At 72.9% G+C, this 18577-nt stretch carries 11 protein-coding genes; 3 read left to right on the top strand and 8 right to left on the bottom strand.

The window, feature by feature from the left end; all coding sequences use genetic code 11:
* Positions 1-615 precede the first annotated feature (615 nt).
* The 8 genes from OG689_RS05675 to mppP all read right to left on the bottom strand — a co-directional run bounded on the left by OG689_RS05675 (position 616) and on the right by mppP (position 8293).
* Complete coding sequence (locus tag OG689_RS05675; RefSeq protein ID WP_266318291.1) at positions 616-2322, bottom strand: putative Ig domain-containing protein; 1707 nt, start codon at positions 2320-2322, stop codon at positions 616-618.
* A 360-nt stretch (positions 2323-2682) separates the two neighbouring features.
* Positions 2683-3012 (bottom strand): TfoX/Sxy family protein, encoded by a 330-nt coding sequence (locus tag OG689_RS05670; protein WP_266318289.1) that lies wholly within the window; start codon positions 3010-3012, stop codon positions 2683-2685.
* 261 nt (positions 3013-3273) lie between these two features.
* Entirely contained in the window at positions 3274-4011 is a 738-nt protein-coding gene (locus tag OG689_RS05665) for a polyprenol monophosphomannose synthase (protein WP_266318287.1), read from the bottom strand.
* A 26-nt stretch (positions 4012-4037) separates the two neighbouring features.
* Positions 4038-4919, bottom strand: a complete 882-nt coding sequence (locus OG689_RS05660; RefSeq protein ID WP_266318285.1) for an alpha/beta fold hydrolase — start codon at positions 4917-4919, stop codon at positions 4038-4040.
* The gene (locus tag OG689_RS05655) at positions 4919-5131 is read right to left on the bottom strand and encodes an MbtH family protein (RefSeq protein ID WP_266318283.1); all 213 of its coding nucleotides are present in this window, start codon (positions 5129-5131) and stop codon (positions 4919-4921) included. Before OG689_RS05655 ends, OG689_RS05660 begins: the two co-directional genes overlap by 1 nt.
* 26 nt (positions 5132-5157) lie before the next feature.
* Positions 5158-5967 (bottom strand): enduracididine biosynthesis enzyme MppR, encoded by an 810-nt coding sequence (gene mppR / locus OG689_RS05650; RefSeq protein ID WP_266318281.1) that lies wholly within the window; start codon positions 5965-5967, stop codon positions 5158-5160.
* Positions 5964-7142, bottom strand: coding sequence for an aminotransferase class I/II-fold pyridoxal phosphate-dependent enzyme (locus tag OG689_RS05645; protein ID WP_266318279.1), 1179 nt, complete (start codon positions 7140-7142; stop codon positions 5964-5966). The genes mppR and OG689_RS05645 overlap by 4 nt, the downstream gene beginning before the upstream one ends.
* Entirely contained in the window at positions 7142-8293 is a 1152-nt protein-coding gene (gene mppP / locus OG689_RS05640) for an enduracididine biosynthesis enzyme MppP (RefSeq protein WP_266318277.1), read from the bottom strand. Before mppP ends, OG689_RS05645 begins: the two co-directional genes overlap by 1 nt.
* Positions 8294-10165: 1872 nt before the next feature.
* On the opposite strand from mppP, the gene OG689_RS05635 reads away from it, so the two are divergent.
* The 3 genes from OG689_RS05635 (at position 10166) to OG689_RS05625 (ending at position 18570) form a co-directional block, all read left to right on the top strand.
* Positions 10166-10837, top strand: coding sequence for an ABC transporter ATP-binding protein (locus tag OG689_RS05635; RefSeq protein ID WP_266318275.1), 672 nt, complete (start codon positions 10166-10168; stop codon positions 10835-10837).
* Positions 10831-13440: an ABC transporter permease gene (locus OG689_RS05630; protein ID WP_266318273.1), complete on the top strand. Its 2610-nt coding sequence runs from the start codon at positions 10831-10833 to the stop codon at positions 13438-13440. The genes OG689_RS05635 and OG689_RS05630 overlap by 7 nt, the downstream gene beginning before the upstream one ends.
* Positions 13441-13668: 228 nt before the next feature.
* Positions 13669-18570: a non-ribosomal peptide synthetase gene (locus OG689_RS05625; RefSeq protein ID WP_266318271.1), complete on the top strand. Its 4902-nt coding sequence runs from the start codon at positions 13669-13671 to the stop codon at positions 18568-18570.
* Positions 18571-18577 lie beyond the last annotated feature (7 nt).

Genomic DNA, 18577 nt, shown 5'->3' with positions numbered 1-18577 from the left:
AGGCATGGGGGTGCGAGGTCCTAGGGTCGTGCGAGGTCCGGACCGGCACCCCCGACGGCCCCGTGGCGACCGGGGCGGGGAGTGGGCGGTCCTTCGCGTGCACGTGATGGGTGGGGGTGATCCGGGCCGGGGACGGACGAGCGTGCCGGCCTTGCCCTGCGAGGGCGTTGACCGCGGACGCGCACTCGGGTGGCGAGGCGCGCCGGCTGGGCGGCGGGATCGTGGTCGGCCCGATGCCCGCCTTCTCCTTCCCGTGGAGTCGGCAGGGCTCGGTGGCTGCTTGACGCACCTTCGGGGGGTGAGTCATGTTGGCGCAAACAAGCGGCCGAGTCAGAGTTTCGGATCCGCGCCCGGCCCTGTCAAGGGTTCCGGTCGAGCCGTGATGCTCCGGACCCGAAGGGTCGGCCCGGGGGCGGGGTCGAGGGTGCGGGGCCGAGGTCGGGTCCGGGGCCGAGCGCGGCGCGGCTCGGATCCGGTGCGGGCTGTGCGCGCGGTCGCGGCGTCGGACGACTCACGCTTGCGGCGTCCGACGGTTCGCGGGTGGGGCGGGCCGGTACCACGACGCCCGCCCCCGGTGGTCGGGGGCGGGCGGGGCGGTGCTTACGGGGCGGTGCCTCAGGAGACGTTGACGGCGATGTCGTCGAGGACGAACGAGGTCTGCTTGGTGTAGTCCTCGGTGCCGGTGAACTTCAGGGTGACGCTCCGGCCGGCGTAGGCGGCCAGGTTGAAGGTGCGCTGCTGGTAGCCGCCGGCGGCGTTGAGGTTGGAGTAGGTGGCCAGGGTGGTGCCGTTGGCGGTCACGGTGAGCTTGTCGTACGCGGTGGTCGTCGACGAGGCGCTGTCGATGTGCAGCCAGAAGCTGAAGGTGTACGCGGCGCAGCCGGTCGGCAGGGTCACCGTCTGGGCGAGGGTGTCGGTGTTGGTGACGCCGTAGCCGTCCAGCCAGGCGTCGTAGCTGCCGGAGTGCGGCGGCTCGCCGGAGCTGTTGCTGACGGCGCTGGTGCCGCCGCTGTTGGTCTCGGTCCAGGACGAGGCGGAGCCGGTCTCGAAGCCGGGGTTGGCGAGAAGCTGGGCGGCGGTGCAGCTGGTGCCGCCGGTGGGGCTGACGGTCCAGGTGAAGGAGGCCGAGGAGGACGGGCCGGTGGAGTCGGTCGCGGTGGCCGTCACCGCGAAGCTGCCGGCGGTGGTGGGCGTGCCGCTGATCAGGCCGGTGGCGGAGCTGACGCTCAGGCCGGTCGGCAGGCCGGTCGCCGAGTAGCTCAGGGAGCCCCCGGCGGTGTCGGTTGCGGTGAGCTGGAGGGTGGTGGCGGTGCCGACGGTGGCGGTCCGGGTGCCCGGGTCGGTGAGGGTGACGGTGCCGCTGCCGCTGCCGCTGCCCTGGGCGAGCCAGTCGGTGGCGTTCAGCGCCAGGGCGGCGTCGGTGCCGGCCGGGTCGTTCCAGCCGTCGTAGAGGGTGTTGCCGGACTGGCCGGTGCCGTCGTCGATCGGGGAGCTGTCGCCCCAGATGGCGACCCGGCCGCTGCCGAAGGCGGAGGTGGCGACGAAGGCGCCGGTGGTGCCGCTGTAGCCGCTCCGGTACAGGAGGCCTTTGACCGCGGGGTTGTCGGCCGGCTTGAGGGTGAAGGTGGTGCCGTTGCGGATGATGGAGCCGGTCACCTGGCCGAAGGGGCCGTTGAGCACCGGGTCGCCCGGGTCGGTGACCGCGCGCGGGTTCTCGTTGGCGATGTTCAGCAGGTCGACGGAGAAGCCGAACGGGTCGGTGTTGTCCACGCTGTTGGTGGTCATCAGGTCGTTGATGATCGCGGGGGAGTCCCAGCCGTCGTTGTTGCGGTCGCTGACGGTGTGGTCGGAGATCAGGAACAGGCCGCCGCCGTTCTGCACGAACTTCATCACGGCGGTCTTCTCGGCGTCGCCGAGCCTGATGTTGGGCTCGGGCAGGACGAATTCGTCGAAGTTGGCGAGGTCGAGTGCGCCGCCGGTGCCGTAGGTGATGGTGGAGCCGGCGGGCAGCGTCTTCAGGCTGTAACGGCCGGTCTTCTGGAGGGCCACGCCCCAGGCGGAGATGGCGCCGGTCCAGGACGTCTCGGTGGTCGGGTCGGCGTTCTGGGCGAGCGGGTCGGGCTGGGCACTGGAGATGATCCAGTCGGCGTTGCCCGCGGTCTCCCCCTTGCTGTCGTCGAAGAGCACCCGCTTCGGGGCGCTTGCCGCGGTCTCGGTGGTGGCTGCCGAAGCCTGGTGCGGTACGGCGCTCGCGCCGGCCAGCAGCACCAGTGCGGCGGCGGCGAGGGCCAGGGGGCGGGTGGTGTTCGTGGCTCTGATCACGTGACAACACTCCTCGTGCGTGGGGTGACAGAGGATGCGCGCTACGCGCGTAGGCGCGGGCCACACGGTGTCATGTTCGGGTAATGGGAGCTTGAACGGAACACGTCGGTTCAACATTTTCCGCATCCCGGAGCAGCCGTCAGGAGGGGCGGGCCGCGGCGCGTCGGCGCGCTCGGACCCGAGGCCGAAGCCCTGACCTGGACCTTCCCGACCTCGAAGCCTTGACCGGGACCTCACCGACCTCGAAGCCCGCTACGGCCCGGACGACTTCGCCGGGATGCTGTTGGTGCCGCGGCCCCCGGCGGGCCCGGTCGCCGCCCGTCATGTGGCACGAATCCGGGAACCTCGCCTCGCGTGCCGTCACTTGGGCGGGAGCGTGCTCGCGAAATCCACGGCCGTGGTGATCCAGTGGTCCAGGACCGGGTCCTCCGCGAGCGCCGGGCCACCGACGGTCACCCAACCGCGCATCGGCTTGCCGGTGAAGTCCGTCGGGCGGGCCTCCGGGCGGACCAAGGCCTCCTCGTGATGCGCGGGGCCGACCCGGGCGATGAGTTCGTCGCCGACCACACCCACGGTCATGTGCCCGCCCAGCAGGAAGGCCAGGCCGCCGAACATCCGCTTCTCGCCGAGGCCTGCCCGCTCGCCGAGCCGCTCCCTGATCCGTTGGGCCAGCCCTTCGTCGTACGTCATATGACCCAGTACGTCATAAGACCCACTCTCCCGCACGGCCCGACGGCCCGCCGTCCGAGAAGGGGCGAGCCGTCGGGCCGTGCGGGAGAGGCGATCCGAGGGTCGCTCCGTCGGCGGGACCGACCGCATGCGAATGGAGCCGACCCGTTCCAGGGTGAGATTTCCGACGGCTTCCTCCCGGGCCGCCCGGACCGTCGCGAAGGTACGCCGGCCGACCGAGGCCCGGTACAGCGCGACGGCATCACGTCGGTCCCGTGAGTTTCACCCGCGCTTTCCAGCGAAAAGCAGCTTCCACGGGGTGAGGGCGGATTCGAGCTGAACCGCCAGGCTCATCTTCGACACGCCTTGCTCGCGTTCCTCGAAGCGAATGGGCACTTCGAGCACGGTGAACCCTCGCCGGACGGCGCGATGGTTCATCTCGACCTGGAAGGAGTACCCGTTGCTGCGCACGGAGTCCAGGTCGATCGCGCGCAAGGTGTCGGCCCGCCAGGCCTTGAACCCGGCGGTGGCGTCCTTCAGGCGCAACCGCAGGATCGCGTTGACGTAGCCGTTGGCCCAGGCCGACAGCATCCGGCGGGACCAGGGCCAGTCGGCGGCGGTCGAACCGCCGGCCACGTAGCGCGAGCCGATCACGGCGCCGGCCTTCGTCGTCAGCAGCGCCTCGATCATGGCCGGGATCACCGAGGCAGGATGCGAGAGATCGGCGTCCATCTGGACCACGATGTCGGCATCCTCCGCCAGCGCGCGGGTCATTCCGGCGATGTAGGCGCGGCCCAGTCCGTCCTTGGCGTCGCGGTGCAGCACACCCACGCTCTCCGGCGCATCGGCGGCGAGTTTGTCGGCGACCTCGCCGGTGCCGTCGGGCGAGTTGTCGTCGACCACGAGCAGATGCAGGTTCGGCACCGGCAGGTCCGCGAGCAGAGCGGCCAGTACGGGCAGGTTGTCCCGTTCGTTGTAGGTCGGCACGACGACAACGGTCTTCGGGGGTACGGCGGCCATGGGCAACTCCTCGGCCGGGAAGCGGTTCAGGGGCTGGGGACCAGGTGGCCTTGGGGCGCCGCGTGGCCGGTCCGCACGAGCGGGCGGTCCGGGACGCCGGCGAAGAACGCGAGGATCTGCCGGTTCACCTCCTCCGGTTGTTCGAGGTACCCGTAGTGACCCGCGTGGTGGACCAGCCGGTGGGCGGCGCCGGGGATGGCCCGGGCCACCTCGGCGACCAGGTGCGGGGGCGTGACCAGGTCGTCGGCGAAGCCGATGACCAGGCACGGGGTGGTGATCCTGGCGTACGCCGCGAGGCGGCCGGGGTCCGGTGTGATGGCGGTCTGGTGGCGCAGTCCGGGGCCGGCGGACAGCGACTGCTCGAACACCGACAGCCAGTCCGACACCTCCAGGTCGTCGTTGAGGGTGTGCGGGGACAGGTTCTGGAGCGCCTGCAGGGCCGCGTGGTACCGGGGCGGCAGCGTGATGCCGGAGTCCATCAGCTCGATCTCGGCCCGGACGGCCGCCGCGCGCAGCTCGTCGTCGCGGCCGCGGGTGGCCATCAGGACGGCGGCGGTGGCGAGGTCGGGCCGGGTCAGCAGCAGTTCCTGCACCACGTGCGCGCCGAGCGACGTCCCCACCAGGCGGCACGGCCCGGCGTCCAGGTGCTCGATGAGTCCCGCCAGGTCGGCTGCGAGATCGCCGACCGTCAGACCGGCTTCGCCGGGGTCGCTCGGGGGTACGCCCCGGGAGTCGTACGTGATCACCCGATAGCCGGCCGCGGTGAGCGCCGGTACCTGGTGCAGGTGCCACGCCCGGCCGCGACCGCCCGCGCCCATGACCAGCACGACCGGCTCGCCGTCCGCCCGGCCGCCGGGCGGACTGTCGTCGTAGTGCAGCCGCGTCCCGCCGACGGTCGCGATGCTCATCAGCGTGCGGCCATGCGGTCGGCCAGGCTCTTCGGGCGCATGTCGGTCCAGTGCTCCTCGACGTACGCGAGGCAGGCCGCGCGGTCCGTGTCGGCCAGCGAGACCGACCACCCTTCGGGGACGGCCGCGAAGGAGGGCCAGAGCGAATGCTGACCTTCGAGGTTGGTCAGCACCTTGAAGGTGGCGTCGGGGTCGTCGAACGGATTGGTCATCGTCTGCTCCTTCGGGGGACGGGGTTTCAGGCGAGTGCCTGGCCGGAGACGAGCGTCTCCGCGTATCCGAAGACATGGCCGCGCCCGACCGAGATCGGCCGCAGCGAGGCGAAGTCCGCGTCGAGCACGTCGAACATCTCCAGGTGCGCGTCGCCCGACCACACCTCGGAGAACTCGACCCCCGTGACGGTCGAGGTCACCAGCCCGACGGCCGGCTGCTCGCCGTCGATCCAGGGCGGCTGCACCCGGCTGTGCACCAGTGGCACGGTGTGCAGCTCCGGCGGTCCGGCGGCGGGGCCGGTCACGTTCACCGAGGCCTGGGCGAGCCGGCGGCCGCCGGTGGCGGCGGTGCCGTGGTAGGTGCCCGCGGCGGAGCCCAGGGGCCCCGCCTTGCCGACGCGCATCGGCCGGGTCTGATGCACTTCGCCGAACTGCTTCGGCATTCCCTGCAGCCAGCCGCGCAGCAGCGGCACGGGCTGGTCGACCCAGGCGTACGGGCACCGGGCCAGGCGGCGGCCGCGGTACTCGCAGCCGAGCAGGATCAGGAACTCGCTGAACTGGCTGGTACCCGGATCGGCCAGCTCGGCGCCCGGCTCCGAGCACCACTGCCAGTGCGCGAAGACGGCGGCGGCCTGCCCGGGGTCGGCGCCGGGGTCGAGCTCGGGCGGGAGGAACCGCGCCGCCGCCGCCGGATCCACCCGGTAGTCGACCATGACGACCTCGCCGGAGAAGTGCCACGGCGGGGGAGTCAGGGTGGCCGAGGTGCCGGACGGGGAGAGCGGAAGGCTGTAGCCGCGCAGGCCGCCGGCGACGGTACTGGTCACGGAAGTGGTCATCGGAGCGGGTCCTCGTTTCTCCAGGCGGCGGCGAGCCGCGCGGCCGCCTCCGCCAGTCGGTCGGGTGGGTTGAGGCTGTACGCGAGCCGCAGGTGGGTGCCGGGCGCGCTGCCGAAGCGGGAGCCCGGCGCCACCACGACGCCGGCCCGGTCGGCGGCGGCCAGCAGCGACGCCTCGCTGCGCCGCGGGTCGAAGGTCAGCCAGACGAAGAAGCCGCCGGCCGGCCGGTCGACGGTCACCGATTCGCCCAGGCCGGCCCGCAGCGCGGCCACCAGGGCCTCGCTCCGCAGCCGGAGTTGCTCCCGCAGCCAGGTCAGGCGCAGGTCGTAGCGGCCGTCCCCCATCAGCATGGTGACGGCCAGTGAGGTCAGGTGGTTGAGGGCGCCGCCGCTGACCAGCTGTCCGCGCTCGGTCAGTGTCCTGATCAGGTCCGGTTCGGCCTCCAGCCAGCCCAGCCGAAGGCCCGGTCCGAGGGTCTTGGCGAAGGACCCGAGCCGGATCACGCCCCGCCGTCCGGCCAGCGCGGCGAGCGAGGGCGGTGGGGCGGTGCGGTCCAGGCTCAGTTCCGCGTACGCGTCGTCCTCCACGATCGGCACGCCGTGCCGGGCGGCGACGGCGAGCAGCTCGCGGCGGCGCGTCTCGCCCGCGACCGTGCCGGTCGGGTTGTGGAAGGTCGGCGTCAGGTAGACGAAGGCCACGTCGTCGCCGTGGGACAGGGCCCGGTCCAGGGCCTGCGGCCGTACGCCCTCATGGTCGGCGTCCACCTCGCGCAGGCGCAGGCCGTGGTCGGTCATGATGCTCCGGCCCAGGTCGTAGCACGTACGCTCGACCAGGACGGAACGGCCGGGCCGGCCCAGGACGGTGCACAGCAGGGTCAGCGCCTGCGAGGTGCCGGCGGTGACCATGACCTCCTCGGCCGGGCAGCCGTGCCGGGCGGCCAGCAGGGCGCGCAGCGGCTCGGCCCCGGCGTTGGCGCCGTAACTCAGCGCCGCCGGGCCGAACTCGGTGAGGGCCTCCGCGTAGAGCGGGAGCACCGCGTCGACCGGCAGCAGGTCCGGCTCCAGGTAGCCGGGTCCGAGGTCGATGACGCCGGGCGGGGAGACGGCCTGCACCACCCCCGCACGCCACCAGCGGGCGTGCGGGGGCGGGGCGACCGTCGTTTCCGGTGAAACCATCAGCTCTGCAGCCCCGGCGTGTCCAGCAGGGCCGAGCGCAGGACCTCCGCGCTCGCGAGCAGGGTGGAGGGGTTGCGGGACAGGGCCAGGCGCAGCATCCGCTCGCCCTCCTGCGGCCTCGCCCAGTGGAACTTCTGGCAGGGCAGCACGTAGAGGTTCTTCGAGCGGACGGCCGACCAGACGTCCATGCCCAGCCGCGAGCCGACGTGCAGGCGCTCCACGCTGACCCGGGCGTGCTCGTCGACGAAGCTGATGTCGGGCACGCCCGCGAGCTCGGCGCGCACCAGGGCCCGGTGGTCGGCGATCGTGCGCTGCAGCTCGGTCAGGCCGCCGTCCGCCCCGTCGTCGGAGAACCGCTTGACCATCAGCAGGATCAGCGGCGAGGTGCCGAGCAGGATGTCCGAGTGGATCTTCTCGATCGGCAGGTCCACGTTGGCCGAGCGGACCAGCCAGCCGATCTTGAGTTCGAGCGTGGGCCACAGCTTGCCGGTGTCCTCGATGACCACCCAGCGGCAGCCGCTCGCCTCCAGCACGGCGTAGTGGTCGAACTGCGCGGCGGGGTCGAACCCCCGGAACGACGTGTCCAGGGCCAGCACCACGCCGTACTCGGCGCACTGCTCGGCGAGCCTGCGCAGGCGGGCCTCGGTCATCACCCGCCCGGTGGGGTTGTTCGGCGTGGTGATGAAGACGCAGCCGACCTGCTCCAGCAGCTCCGCCGGCAGGTCCTCGTCGTGGGCCTGCTCCTCCTCGACCGGCACGAGCCGCAGTCCGACACCGCGCAGGATGTCGGGGATGTTGTCGAAGGTGGGGTGCAGCAGCGCCACCGCGTCGGAGGTGGTGACCAGCGAGCGGGCGAGGATCTCCATGGCCAGCGAGGACGAGTAGCAGCTCAGTGTCCGCCCGGCGGCGAACGGGTGGCTGTGCTGGCCGAGCATGCCGAAGAAGGAGTTGGCGGCCTCTTCCTCGATCTCGGCCACCGGGCGCAGGACGGCCTCGTCCCACATGCTCGGGAGTTCGGCGACGATCTTGCTCTGCGCGGCCGTGAGTTGCTGGCGGGCGTGCCCGTCGGCGAGGTTCATCGAACTGTTCAGGGCAAGGGTCTCGAATTGGGTCAGGTTCTCCGCGGAGACCGACGACGGAATTCTGTTCACAAGCACCTCTCAAGTGAGTGTCGGGCGAAGTGTGCTTGGAGCCACGGCGGTTGCCGGGACTCACCGGCGCCCTGGCGGGCGCCGGGATAGGAATTGGGTGATCTGCTGTCAGCAGAAGGCGAATCGGTTGAGCAGTTGTTCGGCATCGTCGGGGCGGTCACCGGAGGTGAGTCCGGTCTTCTCGACGAAGCGTCTGAGGTGGCCGGCGCGGGTCGCGGGCGTCGGTCGCGCGGTCCGGCGGACCGACGGCCGGGTCACCGGCCGCGGGATCTCGTTCTGGTCGGTGTCCGGTCCGGCCGCGGCCGCGGCCGCGTCGTTGCGCTCGGACAGCCGCAGGCTCTCGTCGCCGCGGGCGGCTCGGCGAGGGGTGTGGCGTCCGGCCCGGCGTCCGGCCCGGCGGGGGTCGCGGCCGGTTCGTGCGAGCGGGTCGGCGCGACGGCCGGTACGGTACTCGCCGTCCGGACCCGCTCTCCGGGCGCCGACCGGCGATCAGGTGCCTGCCGCCGCCGGAGCGCCGGACGGCGCTGTCCGCGAAGCCCGCCCGGCGCGGCGGGTCCGGGTACCCGGTACGGCGCCGGTCCTGGGGCCGCGAGTGCGTGACGCCCGTCCGCCGCGTCGAGGACTCCGACGGAGGACAGCGCCAGCAGGAGCCGTTCCAGGGTGTCCTCGTCGACAGCCGGGGCGGCCGCCGTCGTCGCGGCGCTGTCGCCGCCGTGTCGTGTCAGGTGCTCGAGGGCGCCGTGCCGGGCCGCGACGTGCAGGGCGTGTGTTGCGTACATTCCGTAGACGGCGCGTTCCAGATTCGCAGGAATCATTGCTTTCGCTGCCCATCGATGTAAGGGAAAAGTCAGACGCTGTCGGTGCGGCACATTCGGCGCGGCCACCGAGATTTCCGACGTGGTGCGCCTGCGGCCCCCGGCGGTGGAAAGCCTCCCCGTCGTCGAGAAGTATTTCGGCGGGCGCGACGGGTCGGCCATCTTGTTGACCGCAGAGTGAAACCCGCAGTTCGGAGCCGCTTTCCGGGCCGCCGCTGCGGCGGGGGCGCCGCGGCCGGGGGGACGTGGCCGGCAGCAGCGCCGTCGACCGGGCCGCCGCCACCCGGTCCTGGTCCGGTCCCGACGGAGGGCCGACGCGGACACCGCGCCCCCAACCCGCACCGACTCCGGTGGCGGGACGCACCGGTCCGCAACTGGTCCACCGTCAACTTGCCTATGGGCCATGACCATCGGCTGGCCGGTGGGTCGGCGCAGTCCTCGCCGGCGCCGTCGGTCCGCCGGCCGTGCTGCTCGCTCCGGTCCGGGCGTGGACCCCGGCCGCCGGGGCCGCCGGGCGGGCTCGCGCCGCAGCCGGGGCTGCCGGGCCCGCCGGTGACGACAACCGGCCGGTCGAAGGACGGGGAGGGTGACCCTCCGTGGTGAACACTCTTGCTTCCGAGTCCAGTTGCTCTTCGGCCGGGCCGGGCCGGGCCGGCGGCAGGCGACCGACCGACCTGCCGCGCCGTCACCGGCGGCGGCCGGGCCGGACGGAGGCCGTCCGGCCTGCCGTTCGGCCGGCGCACCTGGATGCGGGTCAATTCGGTCGAGTACGGTCAAAAGTTGCGCATCGGGCGGCAAGATCCGGTCGGGCGGCCGAGGCGGGCAGGCCCCGGTCGAAAGAAGGAGCGCAGGTGGGAGCCGTTATTCGCGAACGTTCGGGGCGCGGCCAAAATTCGCCTTTTCTTCGTCCGGAGCAGGTTGATCGACGAGGGCGTCAGACGGTACCGTGCAGGCAAAGGGGGAATGGGTATGAAATGGGGGAAAGGGGTGCGCAGTGACTGGTAGGTATGCTCTCTTGTTGGAATCCGTGACCAAAACTTACGGGTCGGGTCGTAATATGGTCACAGCCTTGGATGACGTGACGATAGGTGTGCCGCGCGGAACATTCGTCGCGATCATGGGGCCCTCCGGCTCCGGCAAGAGCACGTTCCTGCACTGTTCGGCGGGGCTCGACCAACCCACGAAGGGCGGCGTGGTCCTCGGCGACACCCGTCTGGCCGGGCTGGACGAGGAGCAGCTCACCGAGATCCGCCGGGAGCGGGTCGGGTTCGTCTTCCAGGCCTACAACCTGCTCGACTCGCTCACCATCGCCGACAACGTGGGCCTGCCGTTCCGGCTGGGCGGCGTCCCGGTCCCCACCGACCGGGTGCAGACCGAGCTGGCGAACGTCGGGCTCGGCGACATGGGCGACCGCTACCCCGGGCAGCTGTCCGGCGGTCAGCGGCAGCGGGTGGCCATCGCCCGCGCGCTCATCACCCGACCCGACGTGATCTTCGCCGACGAGCCGACGGGCGCGCTCGACACCCGGACCGGCAAGCAGGTCCTGCAGCTGTTACGAGGAGTCGTCGACCGGACCGGCCAGACCGTGGTGATGGTGACCCACGACCCGGTCGCCGCCTCGCACGCGGACTCGGTGACCTTCCTGGCCGACGGCCGGCTGGCCGGCGAGCTGGTCGGGCCGACGCCCGAGATGGTGGCCGAGCGGATCACCAGGCTGGGTGAGTGGTGAGCCGCCGGAGCGAGGCCAAGGCGGTGGCCAAGGCCGCCAAGGAGGCGAAGAAGGCCGCCAAGGCCAGGAGAAAGGTCCGCACGCTCTCGCGCCAGAACCTTGCCCTGGCCTGGAGCACGATCCGCGGCCGCAAGGGCGGCTTCGCGGCGGTGCTGATCGCCGTCGCGGTCGGCTCCGCCGTGATCACCGCCTGCGGTGTGCTGCTGGAGACCGGGATCAGCTCGGGAGTGCCGCCCGAGCGGTACCAGCGGGCGGCCGTGGTCGTCGGCGGCTACCAGGCCATGCCCGTCGAGGGCGACCAGGACCCGCAGCTCGCCGAGCGGGTCAGGCTGCCCGCCGACACGGTCGGGAAGGTCGCCGCGGTCAAGGGCGTCGAGTCCGCGGTCGCGGACGTCAGCGTCCGGACGACCGTCCTCAAGAAGGACGCCGTCCTCGACGGCCCGCCCGTGTACGGGCACGGCTGGGCCGCCTCGGTGCTGGCGCCGTTCACGCTGCGCTCGGGCACCCGGCCGGAGGCGGCGGACGACGTCGTGCTGGACACCGACCTCGCCCGGCGGGCCGGCGTCGCCCCGGGGGACAAGATCACCCTGGTGATCGGGTCGACCCCGGTGTCGTACCGGGTCAGCGGCGTCGCCGAACCCGCGGACCCGCTCGAGCGGCAGTCCGCGGTCTTCTTCACCGACGACCAGGCGGCGCGGCTGTACGGCGGGTCCGGCGAGATCGACGCGGTCGGTGTGCTGGCCGCGAAGGGGACCGACGCGGGCGACCTCGCCGACCGGATCAAGAAGGCCGTGCCCGGCGTGGCCGCCTACACCGGCGACGACCGCAGCGACGTCGAGACGCTCGACGTCGGGAAGATGCGGTCGTTCGTCATCGAGGTGGCCAGTGCCTTCGGCGCCACCATGATCCTGCTCGTGATCATCGTGGTCTCCGGCACGCTGGCCCTGTCGGTGCAGCAGCGCCGCCGCGAGTTGGCGCTGCTCCGGGCCGTCGGAGCCACCCCCCGGCAGGTGCTGCGCATGATCGGCGGTGAGGCCGTGATCGTCGGCGGGATCGGGGCGGTGCTCGGCGCCGTCCCCGGCGTCCTGCTCGCGATGCTGCTGCACAGCGTGTTCACGGCGGTCGGTGCGCTGCCGCCCGGGTTCTCCCTGGTGACGACGCCGCTGCCGGTGCTGTTCGCCGTGCTGGTCTGCGTCCTCGCCGCCCGGATCGGCGGCTGGCTCGCGGCCCGGCGTGCCGCCAAGGTCAGTCCGGTCGAGGCGCTCGGCGATGTGGCCGTGGAACCGAAGAAGCTCGGCTGGGTCCGGCTCACGTTCGGTGTGCTGCTCGTGCTCGGGGGCCTGGCCGTCGCGGTCGTGCTGCCGATCGCGCTGCCCGGGGAGTCGGCCATCGACGGTGCCGCGAGCTCCGCCCTGGTGCTGGTGATCGCCGTCGGCCTGCTCGGACCGAAACTGTTCGGCGGCGTCGCGGCACTGCTCGGCCGTCGTCGCGCGGGCGGTGTCACCTGGTTCCTGGCCGTCGCCAACTCCCGGGCCCGGGCGCGCCGGCTCGCCGCCGCGACGACGCCGCTGATCATGGGCGTGACCATGGCCTCGGCCCAGCTCTTCAGTGCCACGACGCTCGCCGCGACCGCGCACGACCAGGTCGTCGACGGCGTGATCGCCGACCACGTGGTGACCTCCGACAGCGCGGGGATCTCACCCGGGCTGGCCGACGTGCTGCGCGCCGTCCCCGGCGTCCGCACGGTCGGCCCGGTCGCCCGGACCTCGACGATCCTCACCTGGCCCGACGGTGACGCCGTCCAGTACCGGATCTCCACGGCGCAGGGCATCGACCCCGCGGCCGTTGCGGACACCATGAGACTGGACGTGCTGCGCGGCGACCTGGGAGCCCTCACCGGGTCCACGGTCGCACTCAGCCGGCTCGTCTCCGGCACGGTCGGCGCCGACGTGGGCGGCAGCGTCGACGTGCACCTCGGCGACGGCACGATCGAGAAGGCCAAGGTGGTCGCGGTCTACGAGAACGGGCTCGGCTTCGGCGACGTCACGCTGCCGCACGACGTGGTCATCGCCCACACCACCGACCACCTCGACCAGTGGCTGATGGTGAACTCCGACCCGAAGGCGGACCTGGCCGCGGCGCTGGCGCCGTACCCGACGGTGGGCGTGCAGGACGCCGAGGCCGTCACCGTCGCACCGACCGACGGGGCCGACAACGGGATCAGCCTCGTGCTGAACGCCGTACTTCTGGGCTATCTCGGCATCGCCGTCGTCAACACGCTGGTCATGGCGACGGTCTCCAGACGGGGCGAGTTCGCCCTGCTTCGCCTGGTCGGCACCCGTACCGGCCAGGTCCGGTCGATGATGCGCCAGGAGGCGGGCATCATCGTGCTCTGCGCGATCGTCGTCGGCACGATCGCCGCGGTGCCGTCGCTGATCGGGATGAGCTACGCGATCCGGCACACGGTGTTCCCCTCCGTCCCGCCCCTGACCTACCTCGGCATCGTGGTCGCGGCCGCGGTGATCGCCTGGCCCGCCGTGATGGTGCCGGCCCGGCTCGCGCTGCGTCCGCCGGCCGTGGAGGCGATCTCACGGGCCCAGTGACGCACGGGTGGTGACGTACCACCGATTTCGCAGGTGAGGCGTGGCTTCGGCCACGCCTCACCTGTTGTGCGCACCCCCATGGGCACCGCTGCGAACGGGCGGTCCCGGCACCGGTTTCCTCACCGCTTTCCTCACCGCTCAAGAACGTGGAGCCGGTGTGCCCTCGCAGGCGAAGCTCGACCGTCGACAGATCCGCGCGCCACATGCGTCTCCAGTGGAGGGCCGAGCATGTCCCACCGTTCTGACACCACAGCCGCCGACCCGGGGAGCCGGGCCGTCCACCACGTCGTCGCCGCGCACGCCCGGCGGGCCCCTGACGCGCCCGCGCTCGTCGACGCCGACCAGACCGTCACGTACGGCGAGTTGGACGAGCGCGCCAACCACCTGGCCCACCGCCTGGTCGCCGCGGGGGTGACCACCGAGTCGCGGGTCGGCATGCTGATGGGCCGCTCGGGCCACTCGCCGCAGACCGTCGTCGCCATGCTCGCGGTACTCAAGGCGGGCGGGGTCTACGTGCCGCTGCACGAGAGCTACCCCGAGGACCGGATCCGCCGGATGCTGACCGATACCGACGCGGTCGTGCTGATCGCCGACCGGTCGACCGCCGACCGGGCGGCGACCGCCGGGCCGCCCGTGCTCGTCGTGGACGGCGCGGACCCGGGCCGACGCCCCGACGCCCCGAAGCTGGACGTCGACGAGGAGCAGCTCGCCTACATCATTCACACCTCGGGCTCGACCGGCCGGCCCAAGGGCGTCTCCATCACCCACGCCAACATCGTGGCGCTGGCCGGGGAGCGCCAGGTCCGCGCCGCCTTCGGCCGGGGTGCGCTGTTCAACGCGCCGATCGCGTTCGACGCCTCCACGTTCGAGATCTGGCTGCCGCTGCTCAACGGCGGCAAGGTCGTCATCGGGCCCGCGGAGCTGACCGCGTCGGGGCTGGCCGGGCTCATCGCCGAGCACCGCTTCGACGCGGTCTTCCTGACCTCGGCGCTGTTCCGGCTCTTCGCGGAGGAGAGCCCCGGCTGTTTCGCGGGGGTGCGCGAGGTCTGGGCCGGCGGCGAGGTCCTGTCGGCGACCGCCATCGAGCTGATGCAGCGGGCCTGCCCGGACATCACCTTCATCAACGTGTACGGCCCGACCGAGTGCACGGTGCTGGCCACCGCGCACCGGATGACGCCGCAGGACGCGCGCACCCGGTCGGCGGTGATCGGTACGGCCCTGGAGGACACCGCGGCGTACGTGCTCGACGAGCGGCTGCGGGCCGTCGCCCCGGGCGGTGTCGGCGAGCTGTACCTGGCCGGCGAGGGTACGGGCCGCGGCTACTTCGAACGCCCCGCGCTGACCGCCGAGCGTTTCGTGGCCAACCCGTTCACGCCCGGCGACCGCCTCTACCGCACCGGCGACCGGGTGCGGCTGACCGAGGACGGGCTGATCGAGTTCCTCGGCCGCACCGACCACCAGGTCAAGATCCGGGGGTTCCGGATCGAGCTCGGCGAGATCGAGGCCGCGCTGCGCGGCTGCCCCGGCGTCACCGACGTCGTCGTGCTGGTCCGCGAGAGCGGCCCGACGCGCAGCATCGTCGCGTACCCGACCGGGCCGCACCCGCTCGCGGAGCGTGAGCTCCTCGACCAGCTGGCCGCACACCTGCCGGCCTACATGGTGCCCGCGCGGATCGTCTGGATGGACCGGCTGCCGATCAACGCGAACGGCAAGGTGGACCGGCCCGCGCTGCCCGAGCCCCCGGCCGACGAGGAGGCGTACCGCGAGCCGCGCACGGACACCGAGCGTGAGCTCGCCGCGATCTGGGCCGAGACCCTCGGGGTCGAACGGGTCGGCACCAGGGACAACTTCTTCGCCCTCGGCGGCGACTCCGTGCTGACCATGAAGATCGTCGCGCGGGCGCGGGCCGGACGGCTGCTGCTGAGCACGGCCGACGTCTTCGCCCACCCGACGGTCGAGGCGCTGGCCGGCACGGCGACGCGGCTCGACGAGGGCCCGGCGGCCCGGTCCGCGGCGCCGCAGGCAGGCAGTTACCCGTTGACCTCCATGCAGAGCGGGATGCTCTTCGACAGCCTGATGCTCGACGACCCGGCGCTGCACCTGGTGCAGTTCGTCGTCCGGCTCGGCGACGTCACCGACCCCGGCCGCCTCGGCCGGGCCTGGCAGGAGGCCACCCGGCGGCACGCGGTGCTCCGGACCGAGCTGCGCTGGGCCGACATCGAGGAGCCCGTGCAGGTCGTCCGGGACGAGGTCGTGCTGCCGGTGACCCAGCTCGACTGGAGCGCCCTGCCGGAGGCGGAGCGCGTCGTGCGGTTGCGGGAGCTGCTCGACGCCGACCGCGCCGCCGGCATCGACCTCACCCGGGCGCCGCTCAGCCGGGTCACGGTCGTGCGGCTCGGCCCGGACACCGTCGAGCTGGTCTGGACGATGCACCACGTGCTCACCGACGGGTGGAGCTCCGCGGAGCTGCTGCAGGACGTGATCGACGGATACCGCGGCGCGCCGGTGCAGGAGCGGCCGCCGTTCCAGGACTTCGTCCACTGGCTGGCGGACCAGGACCTGACCTCCGCCGACCAGTACTGGCGTGCCCGGATGGCCGGCTTCACGACCCCGGTGTCCGTGCCCGGCGACCGGCAGCCGGCCGAGGGCCACCGGCCCACGGCCACGCGGTCGGTGCAGCTGACCGTCCCGGCGGAGGCGGCCGCCCGGCTGTCGGCGTACGCGCGGCGCACCGGGCTGACCACCAACACCCTCGTCCAGGGAGCGTGGGCGATCCTGCTGGCGCGCCTGAGCGGTGAGCGCGACGTCTGCTTCGGTACGAGCATGTCGGTGCGGCCGGCGGAGCTGCCCGGTATCGAGTCGATGGTCGGCATGATGATCAACACCCAGCCCGTCCGGGTCCGGGTGGGTGACGAGGAGCAGACCCTGCCCTGGCTCGCGGAGTTGCAGCGCGAGCAGGCCGCGGCCCGGGAGTTCGGGTACGCGCCGCTGAACCGTGTGCAGTCCTTCGCCGACGTGGCGCCCGGGGCCGCGCTGGTCCACACCGCGGTGGTCTTCCAGAACTACCCGTTCGACCGGGCGGTGGTCCGCGCGTTCGACGTCGAGTTCGCCACCAACTACCCCCTGGCACTGAGCGTCTTCCCCGACGAGTCGCTGGTCATGCGGCTGCTCTACGACGAGACGATCTTCGACCCGGAGACCGTGGAGCGGGTCGCCGCCCGGCTGGTCACGGTGCTGGACGAGCTGGTCGACGGGTCCGCGCCGAGCGTCGGCGACGTGACCGCGCTGACCGGCGCCGAGCGGGATCTGATCCTCGGCGGGTGGGGCGTGGCCGCTCCCTCCGAGTACTCCGTCGAGCGGCGCGTGCACCAACTCATCAGCGAGCGCGCCGCCCGCTGGCCGGACACCGTCGCGGTCGAGCGGGGCGACCACCGGCTCACCTACGCGGAGGTCGAGGAGCGCTCCAACCGGCTCGCCCACCACCTGGTCGCCCTCGGCGTCGGCCCGGACGTGCTCGTCGGCGTGTCCGTCGAGCGCGGCCCGGACCTGGTCGTCGGCGTCCTCGGCACGCTGAAGGCCGGCGGGGCCTACGTGCCCATCGACCCGGACTACCCCGCCGGGCGCGCCGCCGCGATCCTGGCCGAGGCACGCCCCGCGGTGGTGCTCACCCACAGCCGCCACCGCGACCTCTTCGCGGGCACGAGCACCCCGCTCGTCCTGCTCGACGAGGACTGGCCCGCCGTCGCCGCCCGGCCGGCGACGGCTCCGCCCGACCACGGCAGCCCCCGCGACCTGGTGTTCACCGTCTACACCTCGGGCTCGACCGGGAAGCCCAAGGGCGCCATGGTCGAGCACCGCTCGATGGTCAACACCGTCGAGGCGGTCGTCCCGCTGCACGTGCGCCCCGGCGCCCGGATCTACCAGCTCGCCCCGATGAGCTTCGACGCCGCCTCGCTCGTCCTGCTGAGCACCCTCGCGGGCGGCGCCACGCTGGTCGCCCCGGTGACCGCCGGGACGTACGGCGGCGCCGAACTGATCGAGCAGCTGCGCGAGGCCGACGTCACCGCGGTCACCGGGGCGCCGACCGTGCTGCCGGTGCTCGACCCGGCGGCGCTGCCGCACCTCGAGTCCATCCTGTGCGGCGGCGAGGTACTCACCCCCGACGTGGCCGCCGCGTGGTCACCCGGCCGCCGCCTGCTCAACGGGTACGGCCCCAGCGAATGCGCGGTCGCCGCGACGCTGTTCGCCGTGGAGCCCGGCGTCCGGTACGACAACGTCCCGATCGGCCGGCCGATCGCCAACACCAGCGTCCGGGTCCTGGACGACCGGCTGCGCCCCGTGCCGCCCGGCGTCACGGGGGAGCTCTACCTCGGCGGCGCCGGGGTGGGCCGCGGCTACGTCGGGCGGCCGGAGCTGACGGCGGAGCGCTTCGTGGCCGACCCGTTCGGCCGGCCGGGCGCCCGGCTGTACCGCACCGGCGACCTGGTCCGCTGGCGGCAGGACGGCATGCTGGAGTTCGCCGGCCGGGTGGACGACCAGGTCAAGATCCGCGGCTTCCGGGTGGAGCCGCGCGAGGTCGAGAACGTGCTGCTGCGGCACGAGGCGGTGGCCGAGGCCGCCGTCGTCGTCCAGGCCGACGGGGCCGGCAAGCGGCTCGTCGCGTACGTGGTGCCGAGCGCCGGCGAGCCGACCGCCGACGAGTTGCGCGCGCACGTCGCCCGGCACGTGCCCGCGTACATGGTGCCGGCCGCCGTGGTCTCGCTGACGGCGCTGCCGATCAACCGCAACGGCAAGCTCGACCGGGCGGCGCTGCCGGCGGCGAACACCCGCCCGGAGCAGGAGTCGTACGTGGCGCCGGGCAACCCCACCGAGGAGGCCCTCTGCCGGATCTGGGGCGAGGTGCTGGACGTGCCCCGGGTGGGTGCGCGCGACAGCTTCTTCGACCTCGGCGGCGACTCCATCAACGCGATCCGCCTGGCCGTCCGGATGCGCACCGCGTTCGGCGTGCCGGTCTCCCCGCGGGACCTCTTCGAGCACCGGCACGTGAGCGACCTCGCCGAGGTCGTCCAGGAACGGATCTTCGCGAGCCTGATCGCCGCCTCCGACGCCGAAGCGCCCGGCCGGATCTGACCCAGGA

The organism is Kitasatospora sp. NBC_00240 (assembly GCF_026342405.1).
In the GTDB taxonomy this organism is placed as follows: Bacteria; Actinomycetota; Actinomycetes; order Streptomycetales; family Streptomycetaceae; genus Kitasatospora.
The sequence above is the reverse complement of the archived record's forward strand: the minus strand, read 5'-3'. Positions and strand labels throughout refer to the sequence as shown.